Source organism: Agrobacterium sp. B1(2019) (genome assembly GCF_008274755.1).
GTDB classification, from domain to species: Bacteria; Pseudomonadota; Alphaproteobacteria; order Rhizobiales; family Rhizobiaceae; genus Agrobacterium; species Agrobacterium salinitolerans.
Genome location: NZ_VTPB01000001.1, coordinates 1,580,507 through 1,595,775, shown reverse-complemented (window position 1 = coordinate 1,595,775; position 15,269 = coordinate 1,580,507). Strand labels below are relative to the sequence as shown.

General features: G+C 59.4%; 15 protein-coding genes. 4 read left to right on the top strand and 11 right to left on the bottom strand.

Going from position 1 to position 15,269, the window contains the following annotated elements; all coding sequences use genetic code 11:
• Nucleotides 1-4: 4 nt before the first annotated feature.
• From moaD to AGR1_RS07905, 4 genes are all read right to left on the bottom strand, one after another.
• Nucleotides 5-259, bottom strand: a complete 255-nt coding sequence (gene moaD / locus AGR1_RS07920) for a molybdopterin converting factor subunit 1 (protein ID WP_080790977.1) — start codon at nucleotides 257-259, stop codon at nucleotides 5-7.
• Nucleotides 259-846 (bottom strand): CDP-diacylglycerol--glycerol-3-phosphate 3-phosphatidyltransferase, encoded by a 588-nt coding sequence (gene pgsA, locus AGR1_RS07915; RefSeq protein WP_077982549.1) that lies wholly within the window; start codon nucleotides 844-846, stop codon nucleotides 259-261. Before pgsA ends, moaD begins: the two co-directional genes overlap by 1 nt.
• 103 nt (nucleotides 847-949) lie before the next feature.
• Nucleotides 950-2,995 carry an excinuclease ABC subunit UvrC gene (gene uvrC / locus AGR1_RS07910; protein WP_187772079.1) on the bottom strand — a complete coding sequence of 682 codons (2,046 nt, stop codon included), beginning with the start codon at nucleotides 2,993-2,995 and terminating at the stop codon, nucleotides 950-952.
• The gene (locus AGR1_RS07905; RefSeq protein ID WP_149146638.1) at nucleotides 2,992-3,780 is read right to left on the bottom strand and encodes an SDR family oxidoreductase; all 789 of its coding nucleotides are present in this window, start codon (nucleotides 3,778-3,780) and stop codon (nucleotides 2,992-2,994) included. Before AGR1_RS07905 ends, uvrC begins: the two co-directional genes overlap by 4 nt.
• A gap of 349 nt (nucleotides 3,781-4,129) precedes the next feature.
• Between AGR1_RS07905 and AGR1_RS07900 the strand changes: the two genes are divergently transcribed.
• Complete coding sequence (locus AGR1_RS07900; RefSeq protein ID WP_077982547.1) at nucleotides 4,130-4,786, top strand: outer membrane protein; 657 nt, start codon at nucleotides 4,130-4,132, stop codon at nucleotides 4,784-4,786.
• Between the two features lie 116 nt (nucleotides 4,787-4,902).
• On the opposite strand, the gene AGR1_RS07895 is transcribed toward AGR1_RS07900, so the two are convergent.
• The gene (locus AGR1_RS07895; protein WP_149146637.1) at nucleotides 4,903-5,499 is read right to left on the bottom strand and encodes a glutathione S-transferase; all 597 of its coding nucleotides are present in this window, start codon (nucleotides 5,497-5,499) and stop codon (nucleotides 4,903-4,905) included.
• A gap of 112 nt (nucleotides 5,500-5,611) precedes the next feature.
• Nucleotides 5,612-6,385, bottom strand: coding sequence for a ribonuclease (locus AGR1_RS07890; RefSeq protein WP_149146636.1), 774 nt, complete (start codon nucleotides 6,383-6,385; stop codon nucleotides 5,612-5,614).
• A 206-nt stretch (nucleotides 6,386-6,591) separates the two neighbouring features.
• On the opposite strand from AGR1_RS07890, the gene AGR1_RS07885 reads away from it, so the two are divergent.
• Nucleotides 6,592-7,539, top strand: a complete 948-nt coding sequence (locus AGR1_RS07885) for a lysylphosphatidylglycerol synthase domain-containing protein (protein ID WP_080790972.1) — start codon at nucleotides 6,592-6,594, stop codon at nucleotides 7,537-7,539.
• A 4-nt stretch (nucleotides 7,540-7,543) separates the two neighbouring features.
• Here the strand turns inward: AGR1_RS07885 and AGR1_RS07880 are convergent, their stop codons facing one another.
• Complete coding sequence (locus tag AGR1_RS07880) at nucleotides 7,544-8,407, bottom strand: 23S rRNA (adenine(2030)-N(6))-methyltransferase RlmJ (RefSeq protein WP_149146635.1); 864 nt, start codon at nucleotides 8,405-8,407, stop codon at nucleotides 7,544-7,546.
• Between the two features lie 41 nt (nucleotides 8,408-8,448).
• Between AGR1_RS07880 and AGR1_RS07875 the strand changes: the two genes are divergently transcribed.
• Entirely contained in the window at nucleotides 8,449-10,671 is a 2,223-nt protein-coding gene (locus AGR1_RS07875) for a molybdopterin oxidoreductase family protein (protein WP_187772078.1), read from the top strand.
• 55 nt (nucleotides 10,672-10,726) lie between these two features.
• Nucleotides 10,727-11,344 (top strand): NUDIX domain-containing protein, encoded by a 618-nt coding sequence (locus AGR1_RS07870; RefSeq protein ID WP_149146634.1) that lies wholly within the window; start codon nucleotides 10,727-10,729, stop codon nucleotides 11,342-11,344.
• A 57-nt stretch (nucleotides 11,345-11,401) separates the two neighbouring features.
• On the opposite strand, the gene AGR1_RS07865 is transcribed toward AGR1_RS07870, so the two are convergent.
• The 4 genes from AGR1_RS07865 to AGR1_RS07850 all read right to left on the bottom strand — a co-directional run bounded on the left by AGR1_RS07865 (nucleotide 11,402) and on the right by AGR1_RS07850 (nucleotide 15,136).
• Complete coding sequence (locus AGR1_RS07865) at nucleotides 11,402-12,337, bottom strand: omptin family outer membrane protease (RefSeq protein WP_149146633.1); 936 nt, start codon at nucleotides 12,335-12,337, stop codon at nucleotides 11,402-11,404.
• Between the two features lie 133 nt (nucleotides 12,338-12,470).
• Nucleotides 12,471-13,148 (bottom strand): phosphoribosylglycinamide formyltransferase, encoded by a 678-nt coding sequence (gene purN / locus AGR1_RS07860; RefSeq protein ID WP_149146632.1) that lies wholly within the window; start codon nucleotides 13,146-13,148, stop codon nucleotides 12,471-12,473.
• Entirely contained in the window at nucleotides 13,145-14,218 is a 1,074-nt protein-coding gene (gene purM / locus AGR1_RS07855; protein ID WP_080790967.1) for a phosphoribosylformylglycinamidine cyclo-ligase, read from the bottom strand. The genes purN and purM overlap by 4 nt, the downstream gene beginning before the upstream one ends.
• Nucleotides 14,219-14,341: 123 nt before the next feature.
• Nucleotides 14,342-15,136: a class I SAM-dependent methyltransferase gene (locus AGR1_RS07850; protein WP_149146631.1), complete on the bottom strand. Its 795-nt coding sequence runs from the start codon at nucleotides 15,134-15,136 to the stop codon at nucleotides 14,342-14,344.
• Nucleotides 15,137-15,269: the final 133 nt, after the last annotated feature.

The following is a 15,269-nucleotide window of genomic DNA, read 5'->3' as shown; positions in this document are numbered from 1 at the left end:
CCGCTCATCCCCCCGTCATCGGCGGGAAGATGCCGATCTCGCGCGCGCCGACGATGCTTTCATCATGCTCGACATGTTCCTGATTGACGGCGACGCGGATCACATTGGGAAACTCGAAGGCGGCTTCGTAATTCTCGCCGCGCGTCGCAAGCCATGCGATCAGCTCGCCCGCGGTGGTGATGGAGGAGGGGATGTCCAGCTCTTCTTCATCCGTGCCGATCCTCTCGCGAACCCAGGCGAAATAAACGATCCGCGTCATCAGTCTTCGTCCACGATGTGCTTGAGACCGGCCTTGAAGTAATCATAGCCGGTATACATGGTGAGCGCGGCCGCAAGCCAGAGAAGCGTAATACCCATCTCTGTCGTATAGGGCAGAACCTTGTCGCCGGCCGGACCAGCAAGAAGAAAGGCGATGGCGACCATCTGGATGGTCGTCTTCCATTTGGCGATGCGGGTGACGGGAACGCTGACCTTCAACGCCGCCAGATATTCGCGCAGGCCCGAGACCAGAATTTCGCGGCAGAGAATGGTGATGGCCGCCCAGAGCGACCAGCCCGCAATGGTGCCATCCGCCGCCATCAAAAGCAGCACGGAGGCGACCAGAAGCTTGTCGGCGATCGGGTCCAGCATGCGGCCGATATTGGAGGTCTGGTTCCAGATACGCGCCAGATAACCATCGAGGAAATCGGTCAGCGAGGCGATGATGAACAGCCACAGAGCCGTCCAGCGCGCGAAATCCGAGCTTTCCAGTTTCCCTTCGACGTAAAAGCACAGAACAATGACAGGAACCGCGAAGATGCGGCCATAGGTGAGAAGGTTGGGAATGCTGTATGCGCGCGAAGCCATGGGAAACCTGTCAGTCTGAGATCAACTGTCTTGATGCCGCCGCCAAGGCATAGCGTCAACACGTGATTATGTTTTTTTAGCAGTTCGGTCCCACCGTTCTGCGTCAATCGCTGCCGCTCTCGTGGAAGTGATTGTAAATTTGTCGCGCCACCGTCTCCGAAATGCCGGTAACAGCCATCAGATCGTTGAGGCCGGCGCGGGAAACCGCCTTTGCCGTGCCGAAATGCTGCAGCAGGGAGCGCTTCCGTCCCGGACCGATTCCCGAAATTTCATCCAGTGGATTGCGCACCATTTCCTTCTTGCGTCGTGCCCGGTGCGAGCCGATGGCGAAGCGGTGCGCCTCGTCGCGCATGCGCTGGATGAAATAAAGCACCGGGTCGCGCGGCGGCAGGGAGAAATCGGCGCGCCCATCCGCAAAGAACCGCTCGCGACCAGCCTCGCGGTCCACGCCCTTTGCGACGCCGATGGCGGTCACGCAGTCGCGAATGCCGAGTTCATCGAGAATGGCGCGCACCGCCGTCATCTGGCCCTGGCCACCGTCGATCAGGATCACATCCGGCCAGGCGGGGAAGGGCATGTCGGCCGCTTCCTCCGGGGTCGGGACGCGTTCGCGATCCGGCTTGCCCTCTTCTTTCAGCAGGCGCGAGAAGCGACGGGTCATCACCTCGCGCATCATGCCGAAGTCATCACCGGGGGTGATGTCGGTCGATTTGATGTTGAACTTGCGGTACTGATTCTTCACGAAACCTTCCGGCCCCGCCACCACCATGCCGCCCACGGCATTGGTGCCCATGATGTGGGAGTTATCGTAAATCTCGATGCGGCGCGGCACATAGGGAAGGTTGAATGTCTCCGCCATGCCTTTCAGCAGCCGCGCTTGAGACGAGGTTTCCGCCAGCTTGCGGCCATGCGCCTCACGGGCATTGGCCAGAACATGGTCGGTAATGTCCTTCTTCTCGCCGCGCTGGGGCACGTTAATCGTCACCTTGTGCCCGGCTTTTTCACCGAGGGCAGCCGCCAGGAGTTCCTGTTCTTCGACAGCCTCCGACAGCAGGATCTGCTTCGGCACAGGCTTGTCGTCGTAGAACTGCGCCAGAAAGGCGTTGAGGATTTCCGAGCCGGGCAGGGAAGGGTCGGCCTTGGGGAAATAGGCGCGGTTGCCCCAGTTTTGGCCGGTGCGGAAAAAGAACACCTGAATGCAGGAGATGCCGCCTTCGTGGTGGATGGCGAAGACATCCGCTTCTTCGATGCCGGCGGGATTGATGCCCTGATGGCTCTGGACATGCGAAAGTGCGGCCAGCCGGTCGCGATAGACGGCGGCGCGCTCGAAATCGAGATCCTCGGCTGCCTCGTTCATCTGCCGCGCAATCGCGGTCTTGACGCTCTGGCTCTTGCCGGACAGGAAATCCTTGGCTTCCTTGACGAGTTCCGCATAGCCCTCGTCGCTCACCTCATGTGTGCAGGGCCCGGAACAGCGCTTGATCTGGTAGAGAAGACAGGGACGCGTGCGGGTTTCGAACACGCTGTCGGTACAGGTTCGAATCAGGAAGGCGCGTTGCAGCGAATTAATCGTACGGCCCACCGCACCGGCCGACGCAAAGGGGCCGAAATAATCGCCCTTGCGCGCCCGCGCACCGCGATGCTTGAAGATCGCCGGGGCACGATTGTCGGCGGTGATGAGAATGTAAGGAAACGACTTGTCGTCACGCAAAAGCACATTAAAGCGCGGCCGCAAGCGCTTGATGAGATTCGCTTCCAGAAGAAGCGCCTCTGTTTCCGTGCGGGTGGTGACGAATTCCATATGGGCGGTCAGCCGCACCATCTGGGCAATGCGGTTGGAATGCACGCGGCCCTGCGCGTAATTGCCGACACGCTTCTTCAGCGAGCGCGCCTTGCCGACATAAAGAACGTCGTTCGCCTCGTTGAACATGCGATAGACGCCCGGCGCATTCGGCAGGTGTTTGACGAATTCGCCAATCAGATCCATGCCCTTCAGGCCGGATTCATTCTTCCAGCCCGCATTCCAGTCCATGCCGGCAACGTCGCTCGACGCCTCGGCCGCATCGGTCGCGGCAAGGTTTGCATCGTCGTCTTCGTCGTCGGTTTCATCGAAGAGAATACCGCCGTCAGGCAGCTTCTTTCCGTTCATTCATTTATCTCCGCCACGTCAGGGGTTTCCCAGCCGAGGTGCTGGCCGCCGTCGAGCGCGATCATTTGTCCGGTGACCGACGGCGTGTCGTAAAGAAAGCGAATCGTCCGCCCGAACTCGTCCGGCGCAGGACCACGCTTTAATATAAGGCCGTCGATCTGCGCCTGAAAGTCCTCGGGCGCCTGTCTTTCGCTTTTGAAGGTCGGGCCCGGCCCGATGGCGTTAACGCGCACACGTGGCGCAAAGCTCTGTGCCATGGTTTGTGTTGCGGTCCAAAGGGCCGATTTCGAAAGCGTATATGAATAAAAACGTGGGGTCAGCGCAAGCACGCGCTGGTCGATTATATTGACGATCAGCCCGGATTTTTCCGCAGGCAATTGCTCGACGAAGGCCGCGGCGATGAGGGAAGGGGCCCGCACATGAACCGCAAAATGCGCATCGAAGACATCAGGATCGGGCGTTTCCGCCGAATCCTTCAGAAAAACCGAGGCATTGTTGACGACGACACCAATCGGCCCGAGGGCTAGAGCGGCCTTTTCGACAAGCGTCATTGTTGATGCAGATTGTGTCAGGTCCGCCTGAACGGCTACGGCCTTGCCACCTTTCTGCCTTATTTCGTTAGCGAATTCCTCCGCCTGTGCCATCGATTCATTGGCGTGGACGGCAATCGCAAAGCCGTGGGCTGCGAGATCGGTGGCGATTGCCCGCCCCAGCCGGCGGGCGGCCCCCGTTATCAAGACTGTCTTCGGTATATGTTCTTTCACGACGGACCTGCATTTGCTCATATATTCCCTATGTGCTGGATATAGATGCAAATCGCAAGCTGTCACGCATCCCCAAAAGAATTGGGCGATTTTTTATTCGCAATGCAATTTCGGTTTAATTTGAATATAACTAAGTTTAAAGGCGATCTATTGCTGGTTAGGTTTCTGTTAGGGTTAATAAACCCCTTGTGGTAATTGGGCAACGTCTAATTCTAGTCACGCCGCTGCCCCAAACAATTCACATTTTGGCTCTTTGATCTCCGCATTCTCCTATCAAATTCAGTTTCCAGAGGGGCGATTAACCCGACGAGTTTACACCGCGTCTGAGAACAATGTTTTGAGTACAGAGCGGTCCTGAAAGGAGAATAGCATGCGTATTTTCGTAGCAACCCTTATGGCTTCGACCATGGCAGTCGCCGGCTTTTCGGCTGCTCACGCCGCTGACGCCGTAAATGAAGTGCCGCAGGCACCGGTGTCCTACGACCAGCCGGCACCGGTCAAGGATTGGTCCGGCGCCTACCTCGGTGGTACGGTCAACTATGACTGGGGCCGTTTCAGCTCCAGCAATGACGGCCGTGACGCCAAGGGCTTCGGCGGCGGTCTGTACGGCGGTTACAACATGCAGAACGGCCAGATCGTTTACGGTGGTGAAGCCGACATCAATCTCGGTGACGAGAAGGGCTCTGCCGGTACGGTTGCCGGTAACGCCATCGAAGGCAAGCAGGGCGTCAACGGCTCGCTGCGTGCCCGCGTCGGTTACGACATGAACCCGTTCCTGCTCTACGGCACGGCCGGTCTGGCAGTTTCCGATAACAAGGTGCGTGACGCGACCTCCAAGGACAGCGCCACCGCTCTCGGTTACACTGTTGGTGCCGGTGTGGAAGCCATGGTGACCGATAACATCACTGCCCGTCTGGAATATCGCTACAGCGACTACCAGAAGAAGGACTACGGTCTCGACTCCGGCGCCTTCTCGCGTGGTTTCGACGATCACTCCGTCAAGGCCGGTATCGGCGTCAAATTCTGATCCTTTTCGGATCGGTCAAAGAAAAGCCGGGGTTTACGCCCCGGCTTTTTTTGTTTTTCGGAATAGGGCCAGAATAACGCCCGGCGATCATGCCGGGCGCTGTTCGAGTCAAAGCCTCAAGCGGCGGCCTTCATTTCCGCATAGGCCTCGAAACGCTTGCCGAAGGTTTCAGGCCAAGCCGCCAGCGCATCGCGTCCGTCGGCCCATTCCCCAGCGAAACGCAGGTCGAGATAACCGATCATCGCGGCAAGGGCGAAATGGCCGCCATGCAGCTTCTTGCCGGTTTTCGGCAGGTTCGCATTGAGATAATCAAGTCCGCGGGCCACCTTGCTCCACTGCTTGTCGATCCATGGCTGGTGGATCTTGTCTTCCGGGCGAAAACGACGCTCGTAAACGATGGCCAGCAGGCAATCCATGATGCCGTCGCACAGCGCTTCTAGAATTTCCACATCCGTACGCTTGCCGTTCTTTTTCGGGTAGAGCTTGCCGCCCGAAAGACGGTCGAGATAATGCATGATCGCCACGCTGTCATAGACCGAGCCGCCTTCATCCAGAAGCAGGACCGGAATCTTGCCGAGCGGATTGTTGTCCATCAGCGTTGCGGGCTCGGCACTGGTATCGACACGCACGGGGGTAATGTCGATGCCAAGGTGGCGCGCGGCCATACGTACTTTGGCGGAGTAGGGGGAGGCGGGCGAGTAGAGCAGTTCCATGGTCGGGTCCTGTGGGTTGTCGTCTGTGGACTGGATTAGTCTATAAGACTGCATAGCGGTTTTATGTCTGGAAAATATGTAGAAGAACGCAACAGGGAATATCCGATGCGCGCTAGCGAATGGGGATGATTTCCGTGGTGTTGGCGCGGCAGCCCTTGCGGTCAAGCTCGGGGCAGTCGCGGAATGTCATGTCTCTGTTAAGGCAGATGCGCACTTCCTCAAGGCGCCTGCCGTCGCAACTGATGGAGATGCCGCGTTTCGACAGGCCGGGATTGGCGTCGGTGAAGGCGGTTTCTATGGCGTCGGCGGAGAGAGTGGTGGTCTCGGCGCCCGAGGCGATCTTTTCCGGCAGCCGGATGGCTTCGAAGGCGGCCCGTGTCGCCGAAAAATAGTCTCGCTGCGACAGGCCGGAGCAGGAACCGTGCTTGCGCCACTGGTGGCCGATCAGCCCCATGGACGGCATGATGTCGAACAGGGGGCGGCCGATCGCGTCCGGAACACGGTCGGGCTCGCCGCTTCGACAGAATTCAGGGTAGCCGTTTTCGTTCTGTGGCCACAGCCCATGCACCACGAAACCGTAACGCCTGTCGCTGCCGCATTGCTGGCGGTTGCCCGAGCCTTCGGAGCTGGCGCAGAATGCCGGTGACCAGGAGAGCGACAGCACGTAAAAATCGAACCCGTCTCCGCGGGGCGCAGGGTTTTTACCTGCCGCCTGTCGGAAAACGTCGCGCCCTGGAGCGTCCGGTCGGGAATTGCCGGCGGTTTGCGATTGGGATTGTGCCTGCCGATTGCTGGCGGGGCTGGTCGGCACCGGATTTCCCTGCGCGAACCATAACGCGGCGAGCGATAGAAGGCCGAGGGCGATGAAACCGGCATAACGCTTCATTCCGTATACGTTCTCCGGAAAGTGGACGACCTCACATCGCTGGCGGGCGACGATCCGGTCTTACATCAACTTGTGAACGGGGCAAACCGCCAATCTTTGATGAAAAGGTTGAAAGCTTTGCCGCATAACGAATAAAGTCGAACGAATCTTCCGCAAAGACGGAACGGGGCGGGGTGAAGCTGGGGGAAATTGGCGGGCATGACCGCATGAAATTCAAGAAATATATCTGGCCCGTCGTTGGCTTTGCGACGATCGGTTTTTCCGCATGGTTGCTTTTTCACGAACTGCGCGGGCTGTCGCTCGATGATCTCTGGGACAGCCTGAAAGCCATTCGCGTGCGGGACTGGCTGTGTTCGGGCCTTGCAACCCTGCTGGCCTATGCCGCGCTCGCCGGTTATGACCGCATTGCGTTGCAGCATCTTGGCCGCAAAGTGAACTGGTTCTTCATCACGCTCACCTCTTTCACCACCTATGCGCTTTCCCACAATGTCGGGGCCTCGGTATTCTCGGGCGCCGTGGTGCGATATCGGGCCTATACGTCCAAGGGGCTGAGTGTGGCGGAAGTGGGCGTGCTCGTCGGCCTCTGCTCGTTCACCTTTCTCATCGGCACGATCATGCTGATCGGGCTGGTGCTGCTTTACGAGCCTGACATCACCGAACGGTTCACCGGCATTTTGCCGGTCGAAGCTTCCACCACGACAGGCGTCGTGCTGCTGCTATTCGTCAGCCTTTATGTTCTCGGCAGCCTGCTCAGGCTGAAGCCCCTTAAAATCGGCTCCTTCGTGCTGCCTTACCCCGCACCGAAGCTTGTTGCGCAGCAGCTCGTCATTGGCCCGATCGAACTGATCGGCGCGGCCGGCATCATCTATTTCGCGCTGCCGGAAGCCGGAAATCCCGGTTATATGGTAATTCTCGGCATATTTCTGGTTTCCTTCTCGGCGGCTCTCATCTCGCACGCCCCGGGCGGGCTGGGGGTGCTGGAACTGGTCTTCGTCACCGGCCTGCCGGACATGAACCCCGCGGACGTCATAGCGGCGCTTCTGGTCTTCCGCCTGTTCTACCTCATTATTCCCTTCATCATGGCCCTGTTTGTGATCCTGTTCTTCGAACGGTCACAGCTTGCGCAGGCGCAGAAGCAGGAAGGGCTGAGGTAGCCCCTCAATTATCTTCCGCTTTTTCTTCGCCGCGCAGCCAGAAGGCGCGCTGCGAAGCGAACCTGTCCTGCGCCAGCGTCGTCTTCAGGTAGGGCAGCAGCGTGTGCAGCTCTTCCTTCAGCGTATAGGGCGGGTTGACGATGATGAGGCCGGAGCCGCTGAGGCCATCCAGCCGGTCGCTTTTGACGGAAAGTTCCGCGCACAGCATCTTGGGAATATCGAAGGATTGCAGTCGCTCATGGAAATCCTTGATCGGCGCGCCTTTCTTTAAGGGATACCACAGGCAATAGGTGCCGGTGGAAAAACGCCGATAGGCCTTGTTCAAACCATCGGCCAGATGCTGATATTCATTCTCAAGCTCGAAAGGCGGATCAACGAGGATGAGGCCGCGCTTTTCCTTCGGCGGCAGATGCGCGCCGAGCGATAACCAGCCATCCAGCTCCGTGACACGCACCTGATAGTCCCCCTCGAACAGACGCGCGAGCGCCCGGCTGTCATCCGGGTGCAGTTCCATGGCCGAAAGCCGGTCCTGCGGGCGAAACAGCATGCGCGCGAGTTTCGGTGAACCGGGGTAGAATTTTACGCCGCCTTCCGGATTGAGTTCCTTCACGGCCGTAAGATAAGGCTCCAGCAGCTCGGCGATGGGGCCGGGCAGATCGGCCTCTATCAGCTTGCCGATGCCGGTCTGCCATTCACCGGTTTTCTGCGCCTCTTCCGACGTCAGGTCGTAAAGGCCGATGCCGGCATGGGTGTCCAGCACCCGAAAAGCCTTGTCCTTGTTCTGGAGATAACGCACGAGGCGGGCGAGAACGGCATGTTTGAGGACATCCGCGAAATTGCCGGCGTGATAGATGTGGCGGTAGTTCATGGATGTGTCTCGCTTGCCGTTTACCCGGACGGATGGCCAGGATGAATATTCTTGATGGACGTCACTTCGGCCTTTTTGCCGCATCGTTGATGCAATATACAAAAGACATGAACGTTGCGACCCCGATTTCCGCTGAAAAAGCCGCCCCGAAGGCCGAAGTCCGTATCGGACACACGGTCTGCCCGCATGACTGTCCGAGCGCCTGCGCGCTGGAGGTCGATATCAGTGCCGATGGCCGCATCGGCCGTGTGCGCGGCGCCAATGCCAATACATATACCGCCGGCGTCATCTGCGCCAAGGTGGCGCGCTATTCCGAGCGCATCTACCATCCCGGCCGGTTGCTGACGCCGAAGCGCCGCAAGGGCGAAAAGGGGGCGGGCGACTGGCAGGAAATCTCCTGGGAAGCGGCGCTGGACGAGGTGGCCGAGGCTTTCGTCAAGGCAGAAGCCCGCCATGGTGCGGAGGCCATCTGGCCCTATTTCTACGCCGGCACCATGGGGCAGGTGCAGCGGGATTCCATCGAGCGGCTGCGCCACGCCAAGAAATATTCCGGCTTCTTCGGTTCGATCTGCACCAACATGGCCTGGACCGGTTACGTGATGGGCACCGGCGCCTTGCGCGGCCCCGATCCGCGAGAAATCGCCAAGGCCGATGTCGTCGTCATCTGGGGCACCAATGCGGTCGCCACGCAGGTCAATGTCATGACCCATGCGGTGAAAGCCCGCAAGGAGCGCGGCGCGAAGATCGTCGTGGTCGATATCTACGACAATCCGACCATGAAACAGGCGGATATGCGCCTCGTCGTCCGCCCCGGCACCGATGCCGCACTGGCCTGCGCCGTCATGCACATTGCCTTCCGCGACGGTTATGCCGACCGCGATTACATGACGCGTTTCGCCGACGATCCGGCCGGGCTTGAAGCACATCTGAAGGCGAAGACGCCGCAATGGGCATCCGAGATCACCGGTCTTTCCGTTGATGAGATCGAGGCTTTCGCACGGCTTGTCGGCACGACGAAAAAGACATTTTTCCGGCTGGGATATGGTTTTGCCCGCCAGCGAAATGGCGCGGTCGCCATGCACGCGGCGCTTTCCATCGCCACGGTTCTCGGCTCCTGGCAATATGAGGGCGGCGGCGCATTCCACAATAATGGTGATATCTTCCGGCTCAACAAGGCTGAGCTGATGGGGACAGCCTATGCCGACCCCGATGTGCGCCAGCTCGACCAGTCGCAGATCGGCCGCGTGCTGACGGGCGACGCGGACGCGCTGCGCCATGGCGGCCCGGTGACGGCGCTGCTCATCCAGAACACCAATCCCGTCAATGTTGCGCCCGAGCAGCGGCTGGTTAAGCAAGGCTTCCTGCGCAATGATCTCTTCGTTGCGGTGCACGAGCAGTTCATGACGGAGACGGCTGATGTGGCCGATATCGTGCTGCCCGCCACCATGTTTCTCGAACATGACGACATCTACCGCGCCGGCGGCCAGAACCACATTCTGCTTGGGCCCAAACTGGTGGAGCCGCCGGAAACGGTGCGCACCAATCTCTTCGTCATCGAGGAACTGGCGAAACGCCTCGGCGTCGGCCATATGCCGGGCTTCGGCCTTTCGGCCCGCGATCATGTCGACCGTATGCTCAAAGTCAGCGGCTGGGGTGATTTCGGCACACTGGCTGAAGAGAAGTGGATCGATGCGCAGCCACCCTTCGAGGTGGCGCATTATCTCGAGGGCTTTGGTTATGGCGACGGAAAATTCCGCTTCAGCCCCGACTGGGCAACCGGGCCGTCTCCGAACAAGCCGCCGAAGAACATCGGTGTCATGGGGCCGGTGTCGGAATTTCCGAAATTCCCCGACCAGGTCGATGTCATCGAGGTTGCGGATGGCGAGCATCCCTTCCGGCTGGCGACATCGCCGGCACGAAATTTCCTGAACTCCACCTTCGCGGAAACGAAGACTTCCGTGCAGAAGGAAGGCCGCCCTGAACTGATGATCTGTCCCGAAGATGCCGCCACCAACGGTATTGCCGATGGCGACATCGTCCGCATCGGCAATGACCGCGGCGAAGTGCGGCTCCACGCGAAAATCGTCGCGGGTGCAAGGCCGGGCGTGCTTATTGCCGAAGGTCTGTGGCCAAACAAGGCGCATCTGGACGGGGAGGGCATCAATGTTCTGACCGGCGCCGATGCCGTTGCGCCTTATGGCGGCGCGGCATTCCACGACAACAAGGTCTGGCTCCACCGCGACGATGAGAGCCGCGAGGCTTGATATTGCGCCGCAACACGGGCAGGCTGAACTCCAACGACAGGCAAGGACATACCCGGTGACACAGACGCAGGCGAAAAACATTCCGGTAGATGCGGATGCCGGCAGAATCCGGCTGGTGGAAAAGGAAACCGTGTGGAAGGGCTTCGTGCACATGCAGAAGCTCATTTTCGACCAGCGCATGCCGGATGGCAAAACCATCCGCATCGTGCGGGAAGTCCACGACCACGGCAGCGCGGCTGCCATTCTCCTTTATGACCCGAAGCGCGACAGCGTGGTGATGGTGCGCCAGTTCCGCCCCGCCGCTTTCGTGAACGGCGATCCGAACTTCATGATCGAGGTGCCGGCGGGGCTTCTCGATGACGACGATGCCGCCGATGCCATTCGCCGCGAGGCGATGGAAGAATCCGGCTATGCGGTCGAAAAGGTCGAGTATCTCTTCGACATGTATGCCAGCCCCGGCACGCTGACGGAAAAGGTCAGCCTCTTCGTCGCGCGCATCGACCTCGATGTGCAGGCCGGCAACGGCGGCGGGCTGGAGGACGAAGGCGAGGATCTGGAGGTTCTGACCTATGGGCTGGACGAAGCCTTCGCGATGATCGCATCGGGTGAAATCACCGATTCCAAGACGATCATTCTCCTGCAATGGGCGATGTTGAACCGCGCCCGACTTTGAGGGCAGGGTTATTCGAGCGCATCTGGTAAACTCGTACCTCGAGAAAAACCGTCGAAATCAGAAGCGTCCTCTCACACCCATCCCCACGAAAATCGACTGCAAGTCACCGCCGCCGGCATTCTTTTCCGATGACAGGTTTCCGGCGCCTGCGCCGCTGTAGTGGGTGTCTCCGCGCCCGAGGCTGGTATAGTCATATGCGCCGTCGAGATAGATCGAGGCGTTTTCTGTCAGGTCATAGGCGACGCCGGCCTTCACCCCGAACATGCCGGCGACGTCGAATTTGTCGGTGAAGCGCATGTCACGCAGCCAGTGATCGTCGGTCGCCTTGCCGTAGACCATGGCGCCGCCTTCGAGGCCCAGATTGAGCGACCAGTTGCCGAACCTCTGGCCGCCCGTCAGGTTGCCGTAGAAAACCGGGATTTGCTGGCGATAGGTGATCCCCTTGAGGCCATCCTTGAATTTACCGGAGAAATCGCGGGGGGAGAAAACGCTGTAAACGGCGTTGCCGCCATAAGCCGACCATTGAACATCCGTATAACGAAAACCCACACCGGCGCTGAGATATTGCTGCGGATCGTCCAGCAACATGCGATTGAGTTCGAGGCTTCCCGAAAAATAATGGTCGAGCCGCGTGTCGTCATGCTGGGAACGGTGGCTCCAATTGTTCTTGGAGCTATCTCTGGAGAAAGGCCAAATCCAGTCATAGTCGGTCATGTAGCCGTCGCCCTCGAAGCCGACGCGGCCTTCCGCCTTGACGCGCCAGCCGGGCGCAAGTTCAAGTCCGAGTGAGCCGCGCAATGCCACGGCGTTTTTGGTTTCCCATTGGAGTTCGCTCAGTTTGCGACCACCGATATGGACGGTTTCGGTCGCTCGAAGATTGAGAACGCCGGCATCCACTGAGGCTGTAATGCCGCTTTCTTCGGCGGCGAGCGGCAGGCTCGTGCCCATCAGTACAATTGCCGAAAGCGGCAGGGAAAATCTTGAAAATGGCATAATCGCTCCTGAATGACCGGAGGGCCTGAAATAGGGACCGTTGCGGGCATTAAAGGTGATTATGGTAAATGATCGGTTTATTTTCCCGGAAATACCACCTCTGATTTATTTTTGTACTTTAGGAATAACTTTATCAGAAAGCAGAAATCAGGCTAGAATACTCTGATTTACTTTCGTAGTCCGTGGAGATGGCTTTGCCGCCCTCCATCCGCACTTTGCCTTCCGCGAGCCGCTTCAACGTTAGCGGGTAGAGCTGGTGCTCGACTGTCAGTATCCGCGCTGCAAGCGTATCGGCCGTGTCGTCGGAAAGGACCGGCACCGCGCCTTGCGCGATGGTCGGGCCTTCATCCATGCCTTCGGTGACAAAATGCACGGTGCAGCCGGAAATTTTCATACCGCTGTCGATAGCGCGCTGATGGGTGTGCAGGCCGGGGAAAAGCGGCAGAAGGGAAGGGTGGATATTGATGATGCGCCCTTCATAGGGGGCAATGAAATCCCCCGATATCAGCCGCATATAACCTGCGAGACAGATGATATCAGGCGCAATCTCGCCAAGAGCCGCGAGAATGGCGCCCTCATGCTCGGCCTTGCTGGCATAGGTCTTGCGCTCGAAGACCAGCGTGGGAATGCCCATGCCCCGAGCCTTTTCCAGCCCGCCCGCAGACGCCTTGTCCGAGATCACGCAGACGATTTCCGCCGGAAAATCCGCCGCCTGACAGGCCTTGGCCAGCGACACCATGTTGGAGCCGCTGCCGGAGATGAAAACGACGACGCGTTTGCGGCCAGACGACGAAAAGGCGGCGCTCATCATAGGCCGAGAGTACCCTTATAGATCGTACCATGCGCGCCTTCTTCGCGGGCGACCATGCGGCCGAGCGGGAAGACGGTCTCACCTTCGGCGGTCAGAACCTCGGTGACCTTTTCGGCATTTTCAGCCGAAACCACGACGATCATGCCGACGCCGCAATTGAAGGTGCGCAGCATTTCATTGGCTTCAACACCGCCGGTTTTCGCAAGCCAGGAGAAGACAGCGGGAAGCTTGATCGCGTCGAGATCGATTTCGGCAGCGAGATGCTTGGGCAGAACACGCGGAATATTCTCCGGGAAACCACCGCCGGTAATGTGCGCCAGCGCCTTCAGTGCGCCGGTTTCGCGGATCGCCTTCAGAAGCGGCTTCACATAGATGCGGGTCGGCGTCAGCAGTGCTTCGCCAAGCTTCTTACCGTCCGCGAAGGGGGCAGGCGCGCTCCAGTCCAGACCGGAAACCGAAACGATCTTGCGCACCAGAGAAAAGCCGTTGGAGTGTACGCCGGAAGAGGAAAGGCCGAGAATGACGTCGCCTTCGGAAATGTCGCCGGCCGGCAGAAGCTGGCCGCGTTCGGCCGCACCCACGGCAAAACCGGCTAGATCATAGTCGCCATCGGAATACATGCCGGGCATTTCAGCGGTTTCGCCGCCGATCAGCGCACAGCCGGATTCGCGGCAGCCGGCAGCGATACCGGAAACGATGGCCGCACCCTGGTCGGGGTCCAGCTTGCCGGTGGCGAAATAATCGAGGAAGAACAGCGGTTCAGCGCCCTGCACGACGAGATCGTTAACGCACATGGCGACGAGGTCGATGCCGACGGTGTCGTGATAGTCAGCGTCGATGGCGATCTTCAGCTTGGTGCCGACGCCGTCATTGGCAGCCACCAGAACCGGATCGGTGAAACCTGCAGCCTTCAGATCGAACAGGCCGCCGAAGCCGCCGATTTCGCCATCCGCGCCGGGACGCCGCGTCGAGCGCACCGCCGGTTTGATCTTCTCGACCATCAGGTTGCCGGCGTCGATATCCACACCCGCATCACTATAGGTAAGACCGTTCTTGCCCGACTGGCTCATGGCTCTCGTCTCCGCTGGTTCCTTTGGCGTCGCCATTCGCACGGGACGGGGCCTGATGCAAGGGTTTGAGTGGCAAAAGCTCCGGTTTTTAACGGCTTTGGCGGTGCTTGCCGGATTGGGTGCTCACGATGGCTGCGGCGCGACGCGACAGACGAGATTGAGCAGGCCGTCATTGGACGTATCGGAATTTTCCTCGATCCGTCGTCCGTTCTCGCCATAACGGGCGACCACCTCGAAGCCCGCATCCTGCAACTGGCGGGTCTGGGCGGCAAGATCGATAAAATAAAACAGGCCGCTCCAGCGGTGCGCCTGATCCGCGAGAATGGCGTATTCCGGTGTGCGCCGTGTCGAAGGTTGCAGGCGCAGATAGTTGATCCAGCTTTGCGGATGCAGCGAGTTCACCACCTCGCGCGGGTGCCAGGAACGTCGGTGCAGCGGCATGCCGCCCGCCCGCTTCCATTCGCGATTGTGAAACGAAAAGATGAAATATCCGCCGGGTGCGAGAATGCTTCGCACGGCATGGATGATGGCAAGCCGGTCCTCATGGTCGAAGGCGCTTAGAATTGCGAGCGCGCCGAGCACGCAATCGAAACGCTCCGCGCCGAATTGGCCGATCGCCCGCACATCCATATCGAGAAACGTAGCGGTGGGAAAATTGCGCCGCGCCAGCGCAAGCATCGGCTGCGAACGGTCAATGCCGATATAATCTCCCACCAGCGGCAGAAGCGGCTTCGTCGTTCGGCCGGTGCCGACGCCGAGGTCAAGCAGCCGCTTGCCCGCATAGGCATGGAGGAACTGGTCGAGAATGATGCGTTCGGCCGGGTAAAGCTGCTGGTTGTCATACCATTCGGCAACTTCGGGATTATCGAAGAGACCGGCATTATAGTCCGCGATGCCATTTTCACTGGTGCTCTGCATCGTGCCCCCGGGTCGCCGGACAGGAAAGAGCGCTGCTGGCTCGCCCGGCAATAGTCGATAGTTGTCCAATATTTACCGCCGGTCAACCTGCCGTTGCGAGGGGTTGGCCGGAAATGAGGGATTTTGTCGCCTT

What these genes read in the sequence shown, in the direction of transcription:
- pgsA (WP_077982549.1), bottom strand. Translation starts at nt 846, where the DNA reads ATGGCTTCGCGCGCATACAGCATTCCCAACCTTCTCACCTATGGCCGC.
- purN (WP_149146632.1), bottom strand. Translation starts at nt 13,148, where the DNA reads ATGATGAGCGCCGCCTTTTCGTCGTCTGGCCGCAAACGCGTCGTCGTT.
- AGR1_RS07895 (WP_149146637.1), bottom strand. Translation starts at nt 5,499, where the DNA reads ATGGAACTGCTCTACTCGCCCGCCTCCCCCTACTCCGCCAAAGTACGT.
- AGR1_RS07890 (WP_149146636.1), bottom strand. Translation starts at nt 6,385, where the DNA reads ATGAAGCGTTATGCCGGTTTCATCGCCCTCGGCCTTCTATCGCTCGCC.
- AGR1_RS07880 (WP_149146635.1), bottom strand. Translation starts at nt 8,407, where the DNA reads ATGAACTACCGCCACATCTATCACGCCGGCAATTTCGCGGATGTCCTC.
- AGR1_RS07900 (WP_077982547.1), top strand. Translation starts at nt 4,130, where the DNA reads ATGCGTATTTTCGTAGCAACCCTTATGGCTTCGACCATGGCAGTCGCC.
- AGR1_RS07865 (WP_149146633.1), bottom strand. Translation starts at nt 12,337, where the DNA reads ATGCCATTTTCAAGATTTTCCCTGCCGCTTTCGGCAATTGTACTGATG.
- purM (WP_080790967.1), bottom strand. Translation starts at nt 14,218, where the DNA reads ATGAGCCAGTCGGGCAAGAACGGTCTTACCTATAGTGATGCGGGTGTG.
- AGR1_RS07885 (WP_080790972.1), top strand. Translation starts at nt 6,592, where the DNA reads ATGAAATTCAAGAAATATATCTGGCCCGTCGTTGGCTTTGCGACGATC.
- AGR1_RS07875 (WP_187772078.1), top strand. Translation starts at nt 8,449, where the DNA reads ATGAATATTCTTGATGGACGTCACTTCGGCCTTTTTGCCGCATCGTTG.
- AGR1_RS07850 (WP_149146631.1), bottom strand. Translation starts at nt 15,136, where the DNA reads ATGCAGAGCACCAGTGAAAATGGCATCGCGGACTATAATGCCGGTCTC.
- uvrC (WP_187772079.1), bottom strand. Translation starts at nt 2,995, where the DNA reads ATGAACGGAAAGAAGCTGCCTGACGGCGGTATTCTCTTCGATGAAACC.
- AGR1_RS07905 (WP_149146638.1), bottom strand. Translation starts at nt 3,780, where the DNA reads ATGAGCAAATGCAGGTCCGTCGTGAAAGAACATATACCGAAGACAGTC.
- moaD (WP_080790977.1), bottom strand. Translation starts at nt 259, where the DNA reads ATGACGCGGATCGTTTATTTCGCCTGGGTTCGCGAGAGGATCGGCACG.